At 66.1% G+C, this 20,470-nt stretch carries 18 protein-coding genes, 1 pseudogene and 1 CRISPR repeat array; of the genes and pseudogenes, 11 read left to right on the plus strand and 8 right to left on the minus strand.

Annotated features, from left to right (window positions below; all coding sequences use genetic code 11):
- Window positions 1–194, plus strand: a pseudogene (locus DER72_RS08815) (hypothetical protein); the annotation flags it as partial.
- A 68-nt stretch (window positions 195–262) separates the two neighbouring features.
- Window positions 263–2,061: direct repeats of the CRISPR family, unit length 29 nt; unit sequence CGGTTGAGCCCCGCGCCTGCGGGGATCGG.
- A 110-nt stretch (window positions 2,062–2,171) separates the two neighbouring features.
- Here DER72_RS08815 and cas2e read toward each other — a convergent pair.
- Genes cas2e through casA form a run of 7 tightly spaced genes read right to left on the minus strand, consistent with a single transcriptional unit; the run spans window position 2,172 to window position 8,317 of the window.
- Window positions 2,172–2,465 (minus strand): type I-E CRISPR-associated endoribonuclease Cas2e, encoded by a 294-nt coding sequence (gene cas2e / locus DER72_RS08820; protein WP_110069626.1) that lies wholly within the window; start codon window positions 2,463–2,465, stop codon window positions 2,172–2,174.
- Entirely contained in the window at window positions 2,465–3,385 is a 921-nt protein-coding gene (gene cas1e, locus DER72_RS08825; protein WP_110069627.1) for a type I-E CRISPR-associated endonuclease Cas1e, read from the minus strand. The genes cas2e and cas1e overlap by 1 nt, the downstream gene beginning before the upstream one ends.
- A 26-nt stretch (window positions 3,386–3,411) precedes the next feature.
- The gene (gene cas6e, locus DER72_RS08830; protein ID WP_110069628.1) at window positions 3,412–4,110 is read right to left on the minus strand and encodes a type I-E CRISPR-associated protein Cas6/Cse3/CasE; all 699 of its coding nucleotides are present in this window, start codon (window positions 4,108–4,110) and stop codon (window positions 3,412–3,414) included.
- On the minus strand, window positions 4,110–4,865 hold the full coding sequence (gene cas5e / locus DER72_RS08835; RefSeq protein WP_110069629.1) for a type I-E CRISPR-associated protein Cas5/CasD: 756 nt from the start codon (window positions 4,863–4,865) through the stop codon (window positions 4,110–4,112). Before cas5e ends, cas6e begins: the two co-directional genes overlap by 1 nt.
- A 9-nt stretch (window positions 4,866–4,874) precedes the next feature.
- On the minus strand, window positions 4,875–5,948 hold the full coding sequence (gene cas7e, locus DER72_RS08840) for a type I-E CRISPR-associated protein Cas7/Cse4/CasC (RefSeq protein ID WP_110069630.1): 1,074 nt from the start codon (window positions 5,946–5,948) through the stop codon (window positions 4,875–4,877).
- Window positions 5,949–5,981: 33 nt separating this feature from the next.
- Complete coding sequence (casB, locus tag DER72_RS08845; protein WP_110069631.1) at window positions 5,982–6,638, minus strand: type I-E CRISPR-associated protein Cse2/CasB; 657 nt, start codon at window positions 6,636–6,638, stop codon at window positions 5,982–5,984.
- On the minus strand, window positions 6,635–8,317 hold the full coding sequence (casA, locus tag DER72_RS08850) for a type I-E CRISPR-associated protein Cse1/CasA (RefSeq protein WP_110069632.1): 1,683 nt from the start codon (window positions 8,315–8,317) through the stop codon (window positions 6,635–6,637). The genes casB and casA overlap by 4 nt, the downstream gene beginning before the upstream one ends.
- Window positions 8,318–8,528: 211 nt before the next feature.
- Between casA and DER72_RS08855 the strand changes: the two genes are divergently transcribed.
- The gene (locus DER72_RS08855) at window positions 8,529–8,960 is read left to right on the plus strand and encodes a DUF29 domain-containing protein (RefSeq protein WP_110069633.1); all 432 of its coding nucleotides are present in this window, start codon (window positions 8,529–8,531) and stop codon (window positions 8,958–8,960) included.
- An 8-nt stretch (window positions 8,961–8,968) separates the two neighbouring features.
- Here DER72_RS08855 and cas3 read toward each other — a convergent pair whose 3' ends face one another.
- A complete protein-coding gene (gene cas3 / locus DER72_RS08860) occupies window positions 8,969–11,641 on the minus strand; it encodes a CRISPR-associated helicase Cas3' (protein ID WP_110069634.1) in 2,673 nt (890 codons plus the stop codon).
- Between the two features lie 110 nt (window positions 11,642–11,751).
- On the opposite strand from cas3, the gene DER72_RS08865 reads away from it, so the two are divergent.
- The 9 genes from DER72_RS08865 (at window position 11,752) to bktB (ending at window position 20,455) form a co-directional block, all read left to right on the plus strand.
- Window positions 11,752–11,991: a hypothetical protein gene (locus DER72_RS08865; RefSeq protein WP_181395634.1), complete on the plus strand. Its 240-nt coding sequence runs from the start codon at window positions 11,752–11,754 to the stop codon at window positions 11,989–11,991.
- 94 nt (window positions 11,992–12,085) lie between these two features.
- Entirely contained in the window at window positions 12,086–12,238 is a 153-nt protein-coding gene (locus tag DER72_RS16155; RefSeq protein ID WP_162899924.1) for a hypothetical protein, read from the plus strand.
- Window positions 12,238–12,972, plus strand: coding sequence for a metal ABC transporter ATP-binding protein (locus tag DER72_RS08870; protein ID WP_110069635.1), 735 nt, complete (start codon window positions 12,238–12,240; stop codon window positions 12,970–12,972). Before DER72_RS16155 ends, DER72_RS08870 begins: the two co-directional genes overlap by 1 nt.
- Window positions 12,956–13,846, plus strand: a complete 891-nt coding sequence (locus DER72_RS08875) for a metal ABC transporter permease (protein WP_110069636.1) — start codon at window positions 12,956–12,958, stop codon at window positions 13,844–13,846. The genes DER72_RS08870 and DER72_RS08875 overlap by 17 nt, the downstream gene beginning before the upstream one ends.
- Before the next feature lie 43 nt (window positions 13,847–13,889).
- A complete protein-coding gene (locus DER72_RS08880) occupies window positions 13,890–15,044 on the plus strand; it encodes a metal ABC transporter solute-binding protein, Zn/Mn family (RefSeq protein WP_110069637.1) in 1,155 nt (384 codons plus the stop codon).
- A gap of 276 nt (window positions 15,045–15,320) precedes the next feature.
- Window positions 15,321–16,544, plus strand: coding sequence for an ABC transporter substrate-binding protein (locus DER72_RS08885; RefSeq protein ID WP_110069638.1), 1,224 nt, complete (start codon window positions 15,321–15,323; stop codon window positions 16,542–16,544).
- 12 nt (window positions 16,545–16,556) lie between these two features.
- Window positions 16,557–18,101 (plus strand): fatty acyl-CoA synthetase, encoded by a 1,545-nt coding sequence (locus DER72_RS08890; RefSeq protein WP_110069639.1) that lies wholly within the window; start codon window positions 16,557–16,559, stop codon window positions 18,099–18,101.
- 44 nt (window positions 18,102–18,145) lie between these two features.
- Window positions 18,146–19,252: an acyl-CoA dehydrogenase family protein gene (locus tag DER72_RS08895; RefSeq protein ID WP_110069683.1), complete on the plus strand. Its 1,107-nt coding sequence runs from the start codon at window positions 18,146–18,148 to the stop codon at window positions 19,250–19,252.
- A gap of 15 nt (window positions 19,253–19,267) precedes the next feature.
- Window positions 19,268–20,455: a beta-ketothiolase BktB gene (bktB, locus tag DER72_RS08900; RefSeq protein WP_110069640.1), complete on the plus strand. Its 1,188-nt coding sequence runs from the start codon at window positions 19,268–19,270 to the stop codon at window positions 20,453–20,455.
- The last annotated feature ends 15 nt before the right edge of the window (window positions 20,456–20,470 follow it).

Below are 20,470 nucleotides of genomic sequence, written 5' to 3' on the forward strand. Positions count from 1 at the left end.
GGCGCGACGGCGCCATCAACTTCGCCACCGGCATGCTGGTCAGCGAGCTGCAGCTGCAGACCCAGCCGCGCCAGGCCACCGCCGCCATCAACCGCTTCCGGCCGATCAGCGTCTCCCTCGGGGACATGAACCTCGAAGGTGAGTACGCCCTGCTGGTGGCGCCTAACCAGCTGGGCGTCGCCCTGCGCTACTGAGCCGTGACGCACAGGCCGCGACGTCGGATCTAACTTGCCTGCACCGGAGACAATGCTTTGGTCCATCACGGTTGAGCCCCGCGCCTGCGGGGATCGGGGTTCGCGCCGTCCGGAGAGTCTACTTCTAGACGGTTGAGCCCCGCGCCTGCGGGGATCGGGGCGGCGTTGCGCTGGTGGTGGAGGCGCTCGACGGTTGAGCCCCGCGCCTGCGGGGATCGGCTGGCCGCCGGCAGAGCCGCATCCCACGCACACGGTTGAGCCCCGCGCCTGCGGGGATCGGTACCACGTCTGGAAGCGTTCCACGGCCGGCATCGGTTGAGCCCCGCGCCTGCGGGGATCGGACCAGCGACATCAACCTGCCCAGCCGCACCATCGGTTGAGCCCCGCGCCTGCGGGGATCGGATCTCAGGCGTGCCCGGCGACCCCTACGCTGCCGGTTGAGCCCCGCGCCTGCGGGGATCGGGCGAGGACTTCGCGCGTCACATCGAAAAGGAACGGTTGAGCCCCGCGCCTGCGGGGATCGGGCACTGGCCGGGAGGAAGGGATGAGATCTGGTCGGTTGAGCCCCGCGCCTGCGGGGATCGGCGCATCCGCGGCAATCAGGCCGCCATGCTAGCCGGTTGAGCCCCGCGCCTGCGGGGATCGGCTGGGCGCCATCAACGAACTGCACAGCCTGGCCGGTTGAGCCCCGCGCCTGCGGGGATCGGCTCCGCTGTCGCTGATCGACCAGCCGGGGGAACGGTTGAGCCCCGCGCCTGCGGGGATCGGGCGCTGCATGCTGTAGATGCGCTGATACGCCTCGGTTGAGCCCCGCGCCTGCGGGGATCGGCGATGGCGAATAAGATTAATGTGCTCATGATGCGGTTGAGCCCCGCGCCTGCGGGGATCGGTCACCATAGGTGGCGCGTAACCCGTCCAGGGTCGGTTGAGCCCCGCGCCTGCGGGGATCGGTCATCCTCAGTATAAAGATATTCTCTATCCGGGGGTTGAGCCCCGCGCCTGCGGGGATCGGATTGCCGCACAGCGACTAACAGAGGCAAAGGACGGTTGAGCCCCGCGCCTGCGGGGATCGGTTTCTCGTCACGCTTCCGCTGCTCGGCTGCGGCGGTTGAGCCCCGCGCCTGCGGGGATCGGGGCCCCGAGGCGCTATGCACCTCGGGGCCTTCCGGTTGAGCCCCGCGCCTGCGGGGATCGGGAGGCCCCAACTTATCAAGAGCTGGAAGAGTGCGGTTGAGCCCCGCGCCTGCGGGGATCGGCTAAACATGGCGTCTACAGGGTCGGTATCATGCGGTTGAGCCCCGCGCCTGCGGGGATCGGGCACTGGCTATATCTACGCCAACCATTACCAGCGGTTGAGCCCCGCGCCTGCGGGGATCGGGCCCCGCCGCCCGGCACCTATGGCACCTATCACGGTTGAGCCCCGCGCCTGCGGGGATCGGATCTAGCCGCATGGGCCGACGCCAACCGTCACCGGTTGAGCCCCGCGCCTGCGGGGATCGGCGCTAGCCCGCACAATCCACGCCGAGACGGGGCGGTTGAGCCCCGCGCCTGCGGGGATCGGATATGGATGCCGTCTACATGCTTGCTCATGGTCGGTTGAGCCCCGCGCCTGCGGGGATCGGGACAGGCTGGCGTGTTGGCGCCACGGTTGCCCCGGTTGAGCCCCGCGCCTGCGGGGATCGGGAAATCATCCAAGCCACCCTAGCGGCAGGGTACGGTTGAGCCCCGCGCCTGCGGGGATCGGGTAGAGTCTCTCGCTCTCCGCAAGGGAGGGATACGGTTGAGCCCCGCGCCTGCGGGGATCGGTACTTGGACACTGTAAGGTTCAGCTCTTACGGCGGTTGAGCCCCGCGCCTGCGGGGATCGGACTAATTGTAGATAGTTGATCTACAAAAGGAAAATCGCCGGCAGAAATTCCACCGGCGATTTTGCCTATTTTTTATACAGACTGATTTTTTAAAGAGCTTGAATTATCAGTCACTTAGTCTCGATAGGTAGAAAGCGTACCAAACGCAGCCCATCGTGATCCCAGGGCGCACGCCGGTTCGCGCCATAGGTCTGGAACTCGAAGCCGGATTCCTGGTTGCTGGCCCAGGCCATAGCGACGTTACCATCCTCCGCCAGGGCATTGATCTGCTCCCAGATCATTTCCCTGATCCGTCTGCTGACATCACCGACATAGACGCCGGCTCGAATCTCCAACAGCCAAATGGCGAGCCGTCCGCGCAGGCGCGGCGGTACAGCTTCAGTCACGACGACGAGCATGGCCATCATCCACTCCTGTGTCCGGCATCACCGATAGAGGGCGGTTCAGGAATCGCCGGAGGCACGGCTTCCGGAGCAGGGGGAGGCGGCTCGATATCCCCCGCCGCAAGGACCTCCTCGATCATGGGAATCAACCGCTGCAAAATCTTGGCCTGCTTGAAGGCATCACGACACGCGATACGGACTTCGCGCTCCGGCATGGGCGGGTTGCGTGCCGCAACACGAAACGCCGCGGGCACGACCGTCTCGAATTTGACGATATCGGCGATATCGTAGACGAAGCTCTTCGGCTTGCCGGTATGCAGAAAGCCAATGGCCGGGGCATAACCCGCCGCCAGAATGGCAGCCTCACTGATGCCATACAAGCAGGCGGTGGCCGCGGAAAGACACTGGTTGGCAACGTCGGAGGCATCCCATTGGGAGGGATCGTAGCGGCGCCCCGACCACTTGACGCCGTATTGCTTGGCGATCAACTGGTAGGTCTTGCGTACCCTGGCGCCCTCCATTCCGCGGAGCTGCTCGACACTGCGACGCGACGGCGGCGGCTCGCCAAATCGCAGCTCGAACATCTTGCGTACGACCTTCAAGCGTAGCGAGTCGTCCAGCGCCAGCTGTGCCTGGTAGAGCAGCTTGTCGGAGCGTGCCCCACCAGGCTGACCGGCGCTATAGAGCCGCACCCCCGCGTCGCCAACCCAGATCAACAGGGTGCCCACGGTCGCCGCCAACTTGACGGCCGCATGGGAAACCCGGGTGCCTGGCTCCAGCAACAGGCAAGCGACCGAGCCCACTGGGATATGCATGCGCTCGCCATTGACCTCGTCGATGACCACGAAGGCGCCGTCTCGCACATCGATCTGCCCCATGCCGACGAAGATCATCGACATGCGATCCTTCATGGGAATCGGCTTGAGCGGAATAAAGCCCATACTGGCCTCCCTACCCGTGAGTATCGCTATGGCCGGCGGATCAACATCAGTCCACAACCAAAGGCCTTGGCACGCCCGATGCCCCGGGCCAAAGTCTCGATCAGGCGGCCCGGGTCGGCGACCTCCAGCAAGCCCTCGTAGTCCACGCTGGAGTATTGAATGGCGTCACGCCGACCAGGCTTCTGCAGGACATGCTGACGATAGGCTCCAACCTCCGGATCCACCGGTAGCCGGAAGCCCATCGTTTCTGCCCTCATATGCAGCCAGTCTCGCGCCGCCTGATCCATCGCCTGGACGCATTCCGGGCTAGTCCGCTGGCCCGGTGGAAAGGGTTTCTTTGCGGCCATCAGCACATCGCTACGGGGCGAGTGCCTGGCCCCCTCCACTCGTCGCGCCACCGTCGGATTGGCACGCAGCCGGAATGCCAGTTGCTCGCCTTCCCGCAGCGTCGGCGCAAAGGGCTTGCACTGCACATCGAGCAGGCCCGCGATGGAGATAGGCTCCCGGTCGGAGAGCACATAGAAGAGTGGCAGCCCCTTCGGGGGCTTGCCCTGCTCGGTGTCCTCTTCCAGCTCCTGACGAAACAGGAAGGGACGGGCACCCTCGTGGCCGGGAAATGCCTGCCAGAGCAGTTGGTGAGCGCCATAGGCGCCCCCCTGCATGATGTCGAACAGGGCTTCGCGGGAGAGGCCGTTGAGATCGACTCGAACACGTGAAAGATACATCAGCGCCCCTCCTCTGCACGCACATACCGCCGGAACTCGGTACGTGGCCCGAATTGCCAGCGACGCCGATTGAGTGGCCGATCCCACACATCGCTGGACTCCACGCCGCGACTCTCACCATCCAACCGCTCGACTCCACCCTCCCAGGCGTACATCACATCACCTGGGAGTCTTAACGCGACTTCCTCAGCTTTTCTCTCTTTGCCAACCAGCACGGGAAACGCCGTATCCAGAGCCTCACGCAACTGCCCGGCCTGGATCACTCGGGGGGCCAATGGCGCCGCCAGGGGGCAGGACTTGCGACCGAGGTAGAGCGGGTATTGCGGTCGAAGCAGCGCTGCCTGCATCGCTTCGAGGGATATCTCTGCACTCTCAGTAGCCCACACCGCAACAGTCCAGAGGCCGTCGCAGCGGTAGTCACGACTGGAGAGAATGGTATTGATCACCTTCTGTGGGGCACCCAATTCATCGCGTCGCGTGCGATAGGTCACGCCCTTGCGATCACCCGGCACCTGGGCGGTGTGGTAGTCGCGCAAAAGAGTGCCGGGAGAGCGCTGCTTGATGGCAATACACACGCTATCCCCTAGGGCTTTCTGGCCGGCATCGTCCTCGCGCCTGATGCCAAGGGCTGCACCCAGCAGCCCCAGGATGGCGCCGCGTCCGGGATGCGTGGCAGTAGGGCGCGTCTCGCCTACCGCTGCCTCACCCCAGCTGGCAAGTGGAGCATAGAGCCGAAAGACAAGATATTCCGTCATAACGGCTCCTTAATGGTCGGCGCTGAGAAACTCGATCAGCCCATCGAGGTTACCCGTGACGACCTCGCCCTCGAGCTTGGTGCCCTGGTAACCAGGCAAGGCAGAGACGATATAGCGATGATCGGCACCCGCCCCATAGGCTCCATCGAAGGCATTCACCTGAGTCTCGAGCCGTTCCACCGCATCACCGGCCTGATCTTGACCGGCCACCGGTCGCAGGAAGGCCACCGACAGCGAGCGCGGCTGCTGGTCACCCTTCTCGGCCAATACATAGCTGGCATGAGCGCGAGAGCCGAAGCTGTTCTGCTTGCCTTTCGGTGAAGTACGCACGGCGGCCTCCACCAGGGCAGCAATGGCCCGATCGGCCAGCTCGGTATCGCCGCTGAGGTTATCGACCAATTGCTGCCGATCGATGCAGATGTAGCTATAGAACAGTCCGGCCGCGAAGCCTGCCTCGCCGACATGGGCCGCGCCACGATGCTCGTCACCGGTATTGAGATCGTCCACGGCGGTGAAGTAGTCATCCTCCACCTCTGCCGCATGAACGGTGATGGCATGGGCAACCTGGCAGGCCGCCTCGACGTTATACTCCGGTACCGCCGCCAGCATGCGACCGAACAGGGCGATATCCGCGGCGGCCGGCTTGTGGCGCAGGAGATCCAGTTCGGCCTTCTCGGGCGCGCGATTCTCGGCGGCCAGCGTGTCGACCAGAGCATCCACCGCCGCCTGCTCCTCGGGTCCGATATGCACCAGTTGACTGGTCGCCAGCTCCCCCTTGGCGACATCGCCGAATACCTTGGCGATTTCCGTGGCCCAGGCACGCGCCTCTTTCTCCTTCACACCTTTTTCGATCAGGCGTTGCTCTGCCTCGAGACCCACGCGCTTGGTACGCTGGCCGCGGTGCTGACCCAGTGCCTCTTCGAACAGGGCGGAAGTGCGCCAGGTCCGCTTGAGGCTCTGGGAGGAAACACGCAGGCGCTTGGCACCGCCCATGATGGCGGTTTTCGGGCGCCCCAGGTCGTCACGGTTGAGGTTGGCCGGGGGATAGGAGGTCAGCAGATGCAGTTGAATGAAGTGGCTCATGCGTTCAGTTCCCTGTCTTGGATGGAAGTTCGATCAGTCGCTGGCGCGCTGATAGCGGGACAGCGCCTCGAAATAGTCGTTGGCCCATAGGAAGCCGAGGCGTCCCGTAGGCTGGGGTGCCAGCACCCCTTGAGACTCACGCCACCAGAGCGCGATATTGTCGGCGAGATGAACAACGCTGACTCCCTGCTTGTCGATCAGCGCCAAGGCGCGTCGTAATCGCTGCACCAGCTCTTCCGGTGTCTGACAGGTCAGCATCTGCTGGAAACGCAGCTCGCTCATATGGGGTTTGCCGGTTTCCTTCTTCTGTTTGCCTAGCTGGCTGCCCAAGGTGGCACTGGGGGTCTCGGCTCTTACCTCGGCCAGCACCAGCGCAATGCAGGCCCAGGTCTGCAGCCGCAGATTGCGTCGCTTCTCGCTTTGGCCTTCGGACTCCGGCAGCCGGTGCCAAAGATGCCGAAAAGCCTCGGTCAGCATAGCGGCCTCCGGCGATTCACAGCGCCGCAGCATGGCTCGCACCCCCTTCGGCCAGGGGGGCGCCGAGGTAAAGGCCTTCAGTTCCTCGGCGGGCAAGGTCAGGCGCTGCCACCAGCGGCGCACGGCAAAGGCTTCTTCAGGCGTGAGTGCCCGCAGTCGTTCGGGCACCACTGGTGTCGCTTTCTCCACCTGTGGTTCTGCTGTCTCACTCATGGCGCGACCTCCTCCGTTGTTGTGCTTTCCTTGCTACCCGTTAACGCGAATCCACCCTTCTTGGCGAACTGGGTGATGACCTTGCTGCCCTTGCTGCGCCCGGAGAGCCAGGCCTGCAGATTGCGCCGGGCCCCGGTGATGCGTTTCATATCGAGCTCGGCCACAGGACCGCTCAGGGCTTGTGTATCGAACAACCGCAGGGCTTCCCGTTGGAGCACGCGATACCAGCCCTCGGCGATCTCCGTCGGCATATGCGTGCTCTTGCCGTCGAGCAACGCCCGCTGCATGCCAAATAGGGCATGGAAGAAGCCAGCCTGGGTCGCCTCATAGAACTGGCTATCGATGGGGCTCATGTCCCCCTTGGCATCGGCAGGGCGCGAGAACCAGGCAGCCTTGATCTGGTTGCGTAGCATCCACGCCACCTGGCGAGCCAGTTCGGTCACGTCCTGAACCCAGGATCTGAGCACTTCTTGCTGCTCGGACGGCACCGCCACTAGCGGCATCTCGACGCTATACCAGCCGCGAGGCTTCATGTTGTCCATGTCGTAACCGAAGGCCCAGAGCCTGGCATGCCGGAGCAGCGGCTCGAATGCCTCACCTTCGCGCCGCGCCTGCCGATTGGCCGGCACCTTGCCATGCAGGTAGTCATGCACCACGGTTGCAGGCAGGGCGCCACTGTTCTCAGTATCCTCGAGCACCAGGTGCGACCAGTGCCGATACCCCAAGCCTCCCGGCTGCCCCTTGGTGGAAAGCGGCGGCTCGTTGGGTTTCTTGGGGTCACGACGATAGGGGGTCAAAGGGTGCTGCCAGGGGCCGTCGTAGTTGGCGCCATAGTTCTTGGCGCGAATCTCGGCGACAGATCGTGAGGTTTCCCGCCCGCAGAGATCGCACCGGCAGGGGGCGTCCTCGAAGAGCAGGCGAAAACGGCGCGGCATCGCCCAGTAGGCGTGCAGGGCATGCATGGCATCCGGGACGACCACGGCGCCTTTCCTATCGCTGAGCCGAGTTGGCCCCATCCAGGGAAAGAGAGAGTCGTCGTCAGGTCGCGGCGCCTCGGCCTTGCCCTGCCGTGAAAGGGATTGGCTTGGCATCACATTCAGCCATAACCGCTGCCAGAGGCTGGCCTGAGCATCCTCCGGCAAGACCAGAGTCGTCAACGGGCCACCGCCACGCAGCCCCACCCGGTAGCCAGCGCCACCGGATGGGGCATTGATCTGTAGGGTAAACAGGGCCAGGGCCGCACAATCAGGGCAGATCGCCTCGACTCGCCCCCGCTTGACGAAGTGATCGGTGTTGAGCTTGAGGCCATTGGCACCGGGGGAGTCGATCAGCAGCCCCGAGACGGACGTCGGCTTGGCATCCTCCAGAGGATCCCGGTCCTGCATAAAGCGCGGGCCATCGCCATCGAGCTCGAAGGCCGGCGCCAGGTGTTCAAAGGCTGCCTCGAGCGCCTCGCGACTCGGTGGTTCGTCAACGCGATCCAGCCAGTCATCGTGATCCCCGGGAAGAAGCGCGGTCTGCAGCAGGCCTATCAGCCACTGGTAGGCGGCGCCCTGGAAGTCCGCCCGGGGCAGTGCCAGATCGATGACCTCGGGGTCGGCGATGGCCAAGGGTGAGCGGTAGGCGATGCTGCCATCCCTGAAGCGGAAGGGTAGCCACGTGCTTACGAGCAGATTCATGCCACCTCCAATAAATTTGTATATTCAGCTCCAACAACATAGACCATACTTCTCAAGCGGCAACCTCCTCGCTGGCACGGGGCTGAACCGTTTGTGTATTCGAGAGCCGCACAGATCCCCGCCGGGGCGGGGCTTTTTCTCGCTGGTCCAACAACGCCACCGCGCTTATGATGTCCAATGACCGATGTAGCAAGAGCCTTGGAGCCATGTAATGTCGACTCATTACGATCAGGACACCTACGCTTGGGCACTGGAGCAGGCAACACTGCTGCGTTCTGGAAAGCTGGATCAGCTCGATGTCGAACATCTTGCTGAGGAGATCGAGAGCATGGGCAAGAGCGAGCGCCGCGCCCTGATCAGTCAGCTGGCCCGACTCCTGATGCATTTGCTGAAATGGGAATATCAACCTGAGCGCCGCTCGCGCAGCTGGCGCCTGACTATTCAGGATGCTCAAGTTAAAGCCTCTCGACTGCTTGCCGACAACCCAAGCCTGAAGGCAACACTGCCCGAGCTGATGGCCAGTGCTTACGACGATGCGCGGCGGGCCGCCGCCATCGAGACCGACATGGAGCCGGATGCCTTTCCCGATACCTGCCTGTACAGCTTCGATGAGGCCATGGCATTCAAGCCCGATACCCATTGAGGCTTATCTCATCCAACCCCCGAGAACATGAGCCCAAACCGGACGTCATACAGAGCCCCCACCTCGCTCTCAGCCAACCACGGCTGCACAAAGCGCAACGCCTTGTAGCGCTCCTGTAGGGCTTCCCACTGGGCCTGATACTCACCCGGGAGACGTGTCAGCTTGCTTGCCTGACTCTGGCGCAACTTGATCTGGCTGAGCATATCGGCATGGCGCTCGCCCTCGGCCCAAAGCGCCAGGGCATCCTCGGCATCGCGCTTGAGCAGCGCCACATTGACCGTTGGCTCATCGACCTGGCGGGTGCCGATCTCCTGCTCCTCCTGCCACTTGTGGCGATCCCAGACGTAACCAGCCTCGAGCTCCAGGGCATTGAAGTTGGCCATCGAGGTGGCGACCCCCTGGATACCTTTCTGCTCCCAGCGAGCCCCCCGCAGGCCGTCCGGCACCAGGTCGATCACTTCACCATAGACGCCCTCGATCAGCTGGCGCGCCTGCTCGGGCATGCGGATTGCCCCAAGCTCGCGCAGGACTCGTTGGGTCAGCCACAAGAGGGAAGTGTCCCGATAGACGGCATTCGTTCCGGGTAGAGCACGCTTCATCCACTGTTCATCCGGCGCGTCTGACCACTCGGGGGCCAGCACATGGAGAACGGGCAGGCGGCGCGGCCCACGCACGTGGCGCTGAAGCCGCCCGGCACGCTGAATCAAGAGGTCAATGGGAGCGAGATCGCTGATCATCAGGTCGACGTCACAGTCCAGGGACTCCTGGAAGACCTGAGTGCTGATCAGCACCTGCCCGCGACGACGCTCCGGCGTGGACTTTTTGCCCAATCGCTCGATGACATCCGACTCGATACGCTGGCGATCCAGCATGGCGAAGCGGCTATGGAACAGCAGACAGCGCTGCGGCTCGGGGTGGCGCTCACGTACCGACTCGAAGGCGCGGATGGCGTCATCTACAGTGTTGCGCACCCAGGCAACGCACTCGCCGGCCTCGACGGCTGCCAGAATGGTCTCGATGGCCTGCTCTTCCTGGGTCAGCCATTCGACCCGCACCTCCCGCGAGACTTCCGGCCGCGAGCCCAGCGGCACCTCACGAGACGTCTCCTGATCGATCTGCGTCAGCAGCGGAAAGTCACTACGCTCAAGAGCGGCTGGCTCTCTATCCAGTCCGCCACGCCACGCCGTTGCCAGCGATTCGCGCATCGCATTCGGCAGCGTCGCGGTCAACAGGATGGCGCTGCCGCCCTGGCGGGCGTGATAGCTCAGCAACTGGTTGAGCAGGGTCTGCATGTAGTGGTCGTAGGCATGCACCTCATCGACGACCAACACCTTGCGCGCCAGGCCAAAGAGGCGCAGCGATTGATGTCGGAACGGCAACAGCCCCATGAGCGCCTGGTCGATGGTACCTACGCCCACCTCGGCCAGCAGCGCCTTCTTGCGCGAATCGGCGAGCCAGCGGTTGCAATGAGCCGTCGCCGTGGCTTCGCCGGGCTCATAGTCACGGTCACCCGGCTGCGGCCTGTCGATCGCCAGCGAGAACGATTCGTTCAGCCTGCTGGCACCATGGGCCAGTACGAAGGAGGGATGGGAATCAACCGTGAAGAAACGGCGATGCAACAAGCCGAGACGCTCATACATCGCGTTGGAGGTCGCCATGGTGGGCAGCGCGAAATAGAGCCCCTCTGCATGCCCGGCCGCCAACAGTCGCTGGGTGAGGATGCAGGCTGCTTCGGTCTTGCCGGACCCCGTGATGTCTTCGAGGATGAACAACTGAGGCCCAGGCGAGATCGGCAGGGTCTCGGCCTCGCTCTGCAAGGGAGTCGGAGTGATCGGCCCACCATCGAACCAGGCCTCGAGCCCGCTATAGGCAAGCGGCTCCGGCAGTCGATCGAAGCCGGTATCACGCAGCGCCGCCTCGGCGCGCGGCAATGCATAACACTCCCAATACTCGGCGAGCGGCATCTCCTTCTGGCAGTAATGGAAATGCTCCTGATTCGAGCCCAGCCAGTCGCTGAGCGTCGCCCAGCCGGCAATGGTCCAGCTCAGCGTCAAGAAGACTTCTAGCCACTCGCTCGAGACCAATTTCTCCACCGGCCACTCGATGTCGATAAGGCCGGCCCACTCTTCGACGAACTGCCTGGCAGCATCCAGGTCGTTACTATGGGCGTCCTTGGCAAAGAACTGCTCGAGCCGCAGCTGCTCAGCTTCGACCGGCTGGCCATGGTGGCCAAAGAAAGGCGCCAACGATGCCTGCATAGCCTTGCGGCGTTGGCGCACCTCGGAGCGCTCGAGGGACACCTCGGGCCAGCGCAGGATTCCGTCCTCCAGCCAGTCAAACCAACACTCCTGCCATAATAATGCTCCCAGCCGATCATGGCGTACGGTGTATTCGTATCGCTCAATGGGTGGAGCCAGCCCCACACTATCCGGTCGTGCCAGCCCCTGAAAGGTACGGGAGAACTTGCCAAGGTCGTGCAACCCCAGCAGGAAAACGAAGAGGCGGCGCAGCGTCTCAGGCCGCATAGCGAGGCGCTCTGCCAGCAGTTGAGTAAGCGGCCGCTCGGGAGCAAGCAGATACCAGCCCACGGCGGCCACATCCAGGCTGTGGTAAGGCAGAAGATGGCAGCTATCACCTTCATTCGCCGGTTTCGCCTTGCCCCAATAGAGGTAATACGACATCCCTGTCTCCTGTGGTTCTGTTACGTTTTTCTCCTCATACAAGCACCCCTCGCTCTAGCCTGCCAGCCTTGTGGCGCCGCAGCTAGGAGGCACGGCTCGGCTCTCTGGCCGTGAACACCGCCGCGGGGCTGCTGATCGCCGTGGGCGACGGCCGCGAACGCGACGGCGCCATCAACTTCGCCACCGGCATGCTGGTCAGCGAGCTGCAGCTGCAGACCCAGCCGCGCCAGGCCACCGCCGCCATCAACCGCTTCCGGCCGGTCAGCGTCTCCCTCGGGGACATGAACCTCGAAGGTGAGTACGCCCTGCTGGTGGCGCCGAACCAGCTGGGCGTCGCCCTACGCTACTGACCCTTGCCAGGCTCCTCCCCGGGCCGCTCGGGAACGGTGGCCATCCGCCGCTTTGTTATGTTATAACCTTCGCCATTCCGACGGAGGTTTCCCCATGGCACACCGTGCACACCGGCACCGCCCGGAAGGGCCCTGCCACTTCTCGCTGATGTCGCTCTCCGCTACCCGCCGGCTGCTGCTGGCGGCGGCACTGCCCCTGGCCGGGCTCTGGCTGGCGGTTTCCTGGGCCGCCGGGTGGTGGTCCTGATGTCGCGCCTGCAGCTCGAGGACCTGCAACTCGCCCGGGGCGGACGCACCGTGCTGGAGCATCTGGATGGCCGCTTCCAGGATGGCGCCATCACCGCCCTGATCGGCGCCAACGGCGCCGGCAAGAGCACCCTGATCAGCGCCATCATGGGCATGCTGCGTCCGGTGGCCGGCCGCGTGGCCTGCCAGGTGCCCCGGGAGCGCTGCGCCTGGCTGCCTCAGCAGCTGGCCCTGGACCTCACCTTCCCGATGAGCGTGGAAGAGCTGATCATGACCGGCACCTGGCCCAGCCACGGCGCGCTGAAGGGCTACTGTGCGGCCCACTACCGCCGCGGCCGCGAGATCATGGCCCGCCTGGGAATCTCCCACCTGGCCCACCGCCAGCTCGGCGAGCTCTCCGGCGGCCAGCGCCAGCGCGCCCTGCTCGGCCGCACCCTGATGCAGGAGGCCGAGCTGCTGCTGCTCGACGAGCCCTTCGCCAACGTCGACATCGAGACCGTCGACGTGCTGATGGAGGTGCTGCGCGACATGGCCCGACAGGGCGCCACCATCATCGTGGTGCTCCACGACATGGAGCAGCTCTCGCGCCTGGCCGACGACGTGCTGCTGCTGGCCGGTGGCCACGGCCGCTGGGCCAGCCCCGAATCACTGCTCGAACGCTATGCCGGCCAGCCGCCCCGCGCGCCGCGCCTGCCCCTCACCTTCCCGGATACCCTGCATGCTGGAACTGCTTGACGCCTGGCTGCTCGCCCCCTTCGACTACGGCTTCATGAGGCGCGCCCTGGTGGCGGGCCTGGCCCTGTCGCTGGCCGCCCCGCCGCTGGGGGTCTTCCTGATGCTGCGCGGCATGAGCCTGATCGGCGATGCCATGGCCCACGCCATCCTGCCCGGCGTGGCGCTGGGCTTCCTGTTCGCCGGCTTCTCGCTACCTATCATGAGCCTGGGCGGCGTGCTCTCGGGCCTGCTGGTGGCGGTGCTGGCCGGCAGCGTCTCCCAGATGACCGGCCACCGCGAGGACTCCGCCATGGCCAGCTTCTTCCTGATCTCCCTGGCCGCCGGGGTGATGCTGGTATCGCTGGGCGGCAGCAGCGTGGACCTCACCCACGTGCTGTTCGGCTCGATCCTGGCCGTGAACACCACCGCCCTGGTGCTGATCGCCGCCATCAGCAGCCTGATCGTGGTGACCCTGGCGGTGATCTTCCGCGCCCTGGTGGTGGAGTGCCTGGACCCACTCTTCCTGCGCGGCCAGGGACTGCACAGCGGGCTGATCCACGGCATCTTCCTGGGCCTGGTGGTGCTCAACCTCACCGCCGGCTTCCAGACCCTGGGCACCCTGATGGCGGTGGGCCTGATGATGCTGCCGGCCACCACGGCGCGCTTCTGGAGCAAGCGCCTGGAGGGGCTGATCGGCATCGCCGTGGCCATCGCCCTGGTCGCCAGCACCGGTGGGCTGCTGCTCTCCTACCACCTGAGCCTGCCCTCGGGCCCCGCGATCATCCTGCTGGCCGGCGCGGCCTACCTGCTCTCGGCGCTGCTGGGCCGCCACCACAGCCTGCGCGAGCGCCTGCAGCGCCGCGCCGCCCCCCTGGGCGCTCCTGAATCCCACTGACGCCTCCGACTCCACCGATACGACACTAGAGGACCCCTGCCCCATGCACATCGTGAACGCCTCCGCCGCCCTGCTCGGCGTCTCCGCCCTGCTGGCCCTGCCCACCGCCTTCGCCGCCGAGCGCGTGCAGGTGGTCACCAGCTTCAGCATCCTCGCCGACATGATCGAGAACGTCGGCGGCGAGCACGTCGAGGTGACCTCGCTGGTGGGCCCCGACAGCGACGCCCACGTCTACTCGCCACGCCCCACCGACGCCCGCGCCCTGGCCGAGGCCGACCTGGTGGTCTTCAACGGCCTGCAGTTCGAGGGCTGGATGGAGCGCCTGATCGACGCGAGCGACTACGCCGGCCCGCTGGTGACCACCACCGAGGGGATCCGCAAGCTGGCGTATCACGGCCACGACCATGGCCATGCTCACGGCCATGACGATCACGGCCACGACGATCACGGCCATGACGATCACGGCCATGACGATCACGGCCACGACGATCACGGCCACGACGACCATGATCATGGCGACCACGGACACGACGACCACGGCCACGACGACCACGGCCACGACGATCACGGCCACGACGACCACGGCCACGACGACCATGATCATGGCGACCAGGATCCCCACGGTTGGCAGGACCTGGCCATGGGCCAGATCTACGTGGCCAATATCCGCGACGGCCTGATCGAGGCCGACCCGGACAACGAGGCGGCCTATCGCGAGAACGCGGAGCGCTACATCGCCGAGATCCAGGCCATGGACGAGGAGATGCGTCGCCTGCTCGGCGAGATTCCCGCCTCCACCAGCGTGATCACCGGCCACGACTCCTTCGGCTACTTCGCCAACGCCTACGGCCTGCGCTTCCTCTCGCCGGTGGGTCTCTCCACCGAGGCGGAGCCGAGCGCGGCCAACATGGCGCGGCTGATCGACGTGATCCGCGAGCAGAACGTCCAGGCGCTGTTCCACGAGAACATGACCAGCCCGGCGATCATCAACCAGCTCGCCGAGGAGACCGGCCTGGCCATCGCCGGCACCCTCTACGCCGACGCCCTGGCCGCGGAAGGCGAGGCCAGCACCTACCTGGGCATGATGCGCCACAACGCCCAGACCCTGCATGACGCCCTGGCCCAGCCCGGCCATGATGATCATGACCATGGGCACGACGACCATGATCACGACAATGGTCATGGGCATAGCCACTGACCGAAAGGCTTGGCCAGCAGACACAGGGGCGCCTCCGGGCGCCCCTTTACGTCTGCGTCAACCCTGCTCCCGCCATCCCGCCAGCCTGGCCGTATATGTCGACTATCGGCCTAATCCATTAGTCTTCTCGATAATACTGCCGCCTGAATTGGCAGGAAATGCAAAAAATATGGCCCGATAGATCAACCCCTCCCCGATCTTTCCTCCTACCATGGGGCCAGAGCATCAAGTCGCCACATGCTCCTCTCCACACAACAACAACGCAAAGGTCTTGCCATGATCACAACCCGCCAGTTCGCCCTGGGTGCCCTCGCCGCCTCCGTCATGCTTGCCAGCCAGGCCAGCATCGCCGAGATCACCGACAACGAGATTCGCATCGGCTACCTAGTCGACATGTCAGGCGTCTACCGCGACCCGATCGGCCCCCTGGGGCTCGACGCCATCCAGATGGCCATCGAGGACGTCGGCGGCAGTGTGGCGGGTGCCGATATCGTGGTGTTCAGCGCCGATGACCGCAACAGTGCCGACGTAGGCTCCAGCGTCGTTCGCGAGTGGATCGACCAGCAGAACGTCGACATGGTCACCGGCCTGGTCGCCTCCTCCGTGACCCTGGCCGCCGTCCGCCTGCTGGAAGAGGAGAACCGCCTGGGGCTGGTCAATGGCGCGGTCTCCTCCGGGGTGACCAACGAGAGCTGCTCGCCCAACCATATCCACTGGGTCTACGACACCTGGGCCATGTCCAACGGCACCGCCCGTGCGATCACCCAGGAGGGGAACCCCAACTGGTATCTGCTCAGCGCCGACTACTCCTTCGGCCACGCCCTGGAGAGCGACGTGGAGCGGGTGGTCCTCGAGAACGGCGGCAACATCGTGGGCAAGGCGCGCCACCCCTTCCCGAGCACCGACTTCTCCTCCTTCATGCTCCAGGCCCAGGCCTCGGGCGCCGACGTCATCGCCCTCAACAACGCCGGTGGCGACACCATCAACGCCATTGCCACCGCCAGCGAGTTCGGCATCACCCAGGCGGGCCAGATCCTGGCCGGCATGGTGCTGTTCAGCACCGATGTGCGCAGCATCGGCCTCGAGGATGCCCAGGGCCTGCAGTTCACCAAAGCCTGGTTCTACGACCGCGACGAGGAGTCCCGCGCCTGGGCCGAGCGCTTCCGCGAGCGCACCGGCAGCATGCCGACCATGGTCCACGCCGGCCTCTACTCCAGCACCCTGCACTATCTGCAGGCGGTCGACGCCATCGGCACCGACGAGGCCCAGGCGGTGCGCGAGCAGATGGCGGCGACTCCCATCAACGACATCTTCGCCAAGGGAGGCTATATCCGCGAGGACGGCCGCATGGTGCACGACATGTACCTGGTGGAGGTGAAGTCACCGGAAGAAGCCGCCGACGAGGACGACCTCTTCCGGCTGGTACGCACCATCCCCGCCGAGGAGGCCTTCCGCCCGCTGTCCGACAGCCAGTGCCACCTGGTCAACAACGGCGCCTGAGGGGGGAACGACATGAGCCTCAACCCGAAGATCCAGCAGAACACCATCGGCGCCGCCCTCAACCGCAGCGCCCGCAAGCACGCCGACCGGCTGGCCCTGGCCTTCCACGACCGCGAGTGGCGATACGCCGACCTGAACCGGGCCGTGAACCGGGTGGCCAACGCCCTGCTCGGCGCCGGCCTCGCCCCAGGCGACCGCCTGGCGGTCTACGGCAAGAACTCCGATGCCTACGTGATCGCCTGGCTGGCAGCGACCCGCGCCGGCCTGGTGCATGTGCCGGTGAACTACGCCCTCACCGCCGACGAGCTCGGCTACATCCTCGAGCAGTCCGGCGCCGCTGGCCTGCTCAGCGATCTCGGCCTGGCCGACACGGTGGCCGCCGCCACCGAGGGCATGACGCTGACGCTGTCGGGCACCCTCCATGCGGGGGAGAGCAGCGGCTTCGACGTGCTGGCCACGGCCGTCGGCGAGAGCAGCGCAGCCGAGCCGGAGATCGCCGTGGAGGGCGCAAGCCTCGCCCAACTGCTCTACACCTCCGGCACCACCGCCGCCCCCAAGGCGGCGATGATGACCCACCAGGCGCTGCTCGCCGAGTACCTGGCCTGCATGGTGGAGCTGGACCTCAAGGGCGACGAGCCGATGCTGGCCGCCCTGCCGCTCTACCACTCCGCCCAGATGCACGTCTTCCTGATGCCGGCGCTGCTGCTGGGGGCGCCGGTGCACCTGCGCGAGGCGCCGCTGCCGGACGACTGCCTGGCCCAGATCAGCCGCCAGGGCATCGCCTCCTTCTTCGCCCCGCCCACGGTGTGGATCAGCCTGCTGCGCCACCCCGACTTCGCACGCTCCAACCTCAGCCGCCTGAAGAAGGCCTATTACGGCGCCTCCATCATGCCGGTGCCGGTGCTGGAGGAGCTGCGCCAGCGAATCCCCGGCGTGGGGCTCTACAACTGCTACGGCCAGAGCGAGATCGCCCCCCTGGCCACGGTGCTGCGCCCGGAGGAGCACGACGCGCGGCCAGCCTCGGCGGGCCGCCCGATCCTCACCGTGGAGACCCGCATCGTCGACGCCGAGATGAACGACGTCGCCCCCGGGGAGCACGGCGAGATCGTCCACCGCTCGCCCCAGCTGCTCACCGGCTACTGGGACAAGCCAGAGATGACCGAGGAGGCCTTCCTCGGCGGTTGGTTCCACTCCGGCGACGTGGGCTACTTCGACGAGGCGGGCTACCTCTACATCGTCGATCGCATCAAGGACGTCATCAATACCGGCGGCGTGGTGGTGGCCAGCCGCGAGGTGGAGGAGGGGCTCTTCCAGCACCCCGCCGTCTCCGAGGTGGCAGTAATTGGCCTGCCCGACGAGAAGTGGATCGAGGCGATCACCGCCGTGGTGGTGCTCAAGGAGGGCGAGGAGGTGAGCGAGGAAGCGCTGATCGCCCATGCGAAGGGCGTCATGGCGCCCTACAAGGTGCCCAAGCGGGTGCTCTTCGCCGACGCCCTGCCCAAGAGCACCGCCGGCAAGATTCTCAAGCGACACCTGCGCAAGGAGCTGAACGCGTGACCGAGGCCATCCCCCAGGACGAGCTGACCCCGCTCTTCCACGACATGATCTGCCGCTTCCTGGAGCAGGAGGTGGCGCCCCACTACGAGGCCTGGGAGGCGGCCGGCGAGCTGCCCCGCGAGCTCTGGCAGCAGATGGGCGAGGCGGGGCTGCTGGGCATCGACATGCCGGAGCCCCTGGGCGGCGCCGGGGTCGACTTCACCATCACCCAGCTGGTCATCGAGGAGATCTCCCGGCAGGGCTTCGGCGGCCTGGCCAGCGCCTACAACATCCACGCCAATATCGTGATGCCCTACCTGCTGCATATCGCCACCCCGGCCCAGCAGCAGCGCTGGCTGCCGGCCATGGCCCGCGGCGAGGTGATCGGCGCCATCGCCATGACCGAGCCCGGCGCCGGCAGCGACCTGGCCGCCATGAAGACCCGCGCCCAGCGCACCGAGGGCGGCTGGCGACTGGACGGCAGCAAGCTCTTCATCACCAACGGCCAGGTGGCCGACCTGGTGATCGTCTGCGCCAAGAGCGACCCGGAGGCGGGCGCCAGGGGGGTCTCGCTCTTTCTCGTCGACACCACCCTGCCCGGCTTCTCCCGGGGCCAGCCGATCAAGAAGATCGGCCAGCACGCCAGCGATACCGCCGAGCTCTTCTTCGACGGCATGGAGCTCCCCGCCGACGCCCTGCTCGGCGAGGAGGGCCAGGGCTTTGCCTACCTGATGCAGGAGCTGCCCCGGGAGCGGCTCGGCGTCGGCGCCCAGGCCCTGGGCGCCATGGAGGGGGCCCTGGCGCTGACCCTCGCGTATGTCCAGGAGCGCCGCGCCTTCGGCCAGCGGGTGGGCGACTTCCAGAACACCCGCTTCACCCTGGCCGAGGTGCAGGCCGACATCGAACTCGGCCGCGCCTACCTCGAGAAGTGCATGGCGCAGTATCGCCAGGGAGAAATGGGGCCCACCGAGGCCGCCATTCTCAAGCTGCGCCTCACCGAGATGCAGTGCGCCACCGCCGACACCTGCCTGCAGCTCTTCGGCGGCTACGGCTACACCCGCGAGTACCCCATCTCGCGCTTCTATCTGGATGCCCGGGTACAGACCATCTACGCCGGCACCTCGGAAATCATGAAGGAAGTCGTTGCCCGCTCGCTGCTGGGCAAGGCCTGAACCGGGAGAGACCTCATGCAACTGGACTCCGTTGTCATTCTGGGCGGTGCCCGCACCGCCATCGGCGGCTTCGGCGGCAGCCTGGCCGGCCTCGCCCCCCACGAGCTCGGCACCATCACCGCCCGGGAGGCGCTGGCACGCTCGGGCGTCGAGGCGGCGGCCATCGACCACGCCGTCTACGGCCATATCATCACCACCGGCCCCGAGGACGCCTACCTGGCGCGCCATATTGCCAGGGAGGCCGGCGTGCCCGACGAGGCCGGCGCCTTCAACGTCAACCGCCTGTGCGGCTCCGGGGTGCAGGCGCTGCTCTCCGCCGCCCAGCAGATCACCCTGGGCGACAGCCGCCTGGCACTGGCCGGCGGCGCCGAGTCCATGAGCCGCGGCGCCTACCTGCTGCCGCCCCAGGCGCGCAGCGGCCTGCGCATGGGGCACGCAGCGGTTGCCGACCTGACCCTCGGGATTCTCAGCGACCCCTTCGGCAGCGGCCACATGGGCTGCACCGCCGAGAACATCGCCAGCCGCCACGGCCTGACCCGCGAGGCGGTGGACCGCTTCGCCCTGGAGAGCCACCGGAAGGCGGCAAGGGCCATCGCCGAGGGCCGCTTCGCGGAGCAGATCGTGCCGGTCACCGTGCGCGAGGGCCGCCAGGAGCGCGTCTTCGCCCAGGACGAGCACGTGCGCGACGGCGTCACCCTGGAGGACCTGGCCCGACTCCGACCCGCCTTTCAGAAGGAGGGCATCGTCACCGCCGGCAACGCCTCGGGCCTCAATGACGGCGCGGCCAGCCTGGTGCTGGCCCACGCCGACGAAGCCGAGCGGCGCGGCCTCTCGCCCCGCGCACGCTTCCTGGTAGGCACCACCGCCGGGGTCGAGCCCCGTCTGATGGGGCTCGGCCCGATTCCCGCCGTGCGCCGCTGCCTGGAGCAGGCCGGCATCGCCATGGCCGATATCGACGTCATCGAGTCCAACGAGGCCTTCGCCGCCCAGGCCATGGCGGTGGCCGACGAGCTGGGCTTCCCGGCCGAGAAGCTCAACCCCAACGGCGGCGCCGTGGGGCTGGGCCATCCGGTCGGCGCCACCGGTGCCATCCTGACCATCAAGGCGCTGGCGGAGCTGGAGCGCACCGGCGGCCGCTTCGGCCTGATCACCCTCTGCATCGGCGGCGGCCAGGGCATCGCCCTGCTGATCGAGCGCTGCTGAAGGAACCCCGGACAA

It is taken from the genome of Halomonas sp. A11-A, from assembly GCF_003182195.1.
GTDB classification, from domain to species: Bacteria; Pseudomonadota; Gammaproteobacteria; order Pseudomonadales; family Halomonadaceae; genus Halomonas; species Halomonas alkalicola.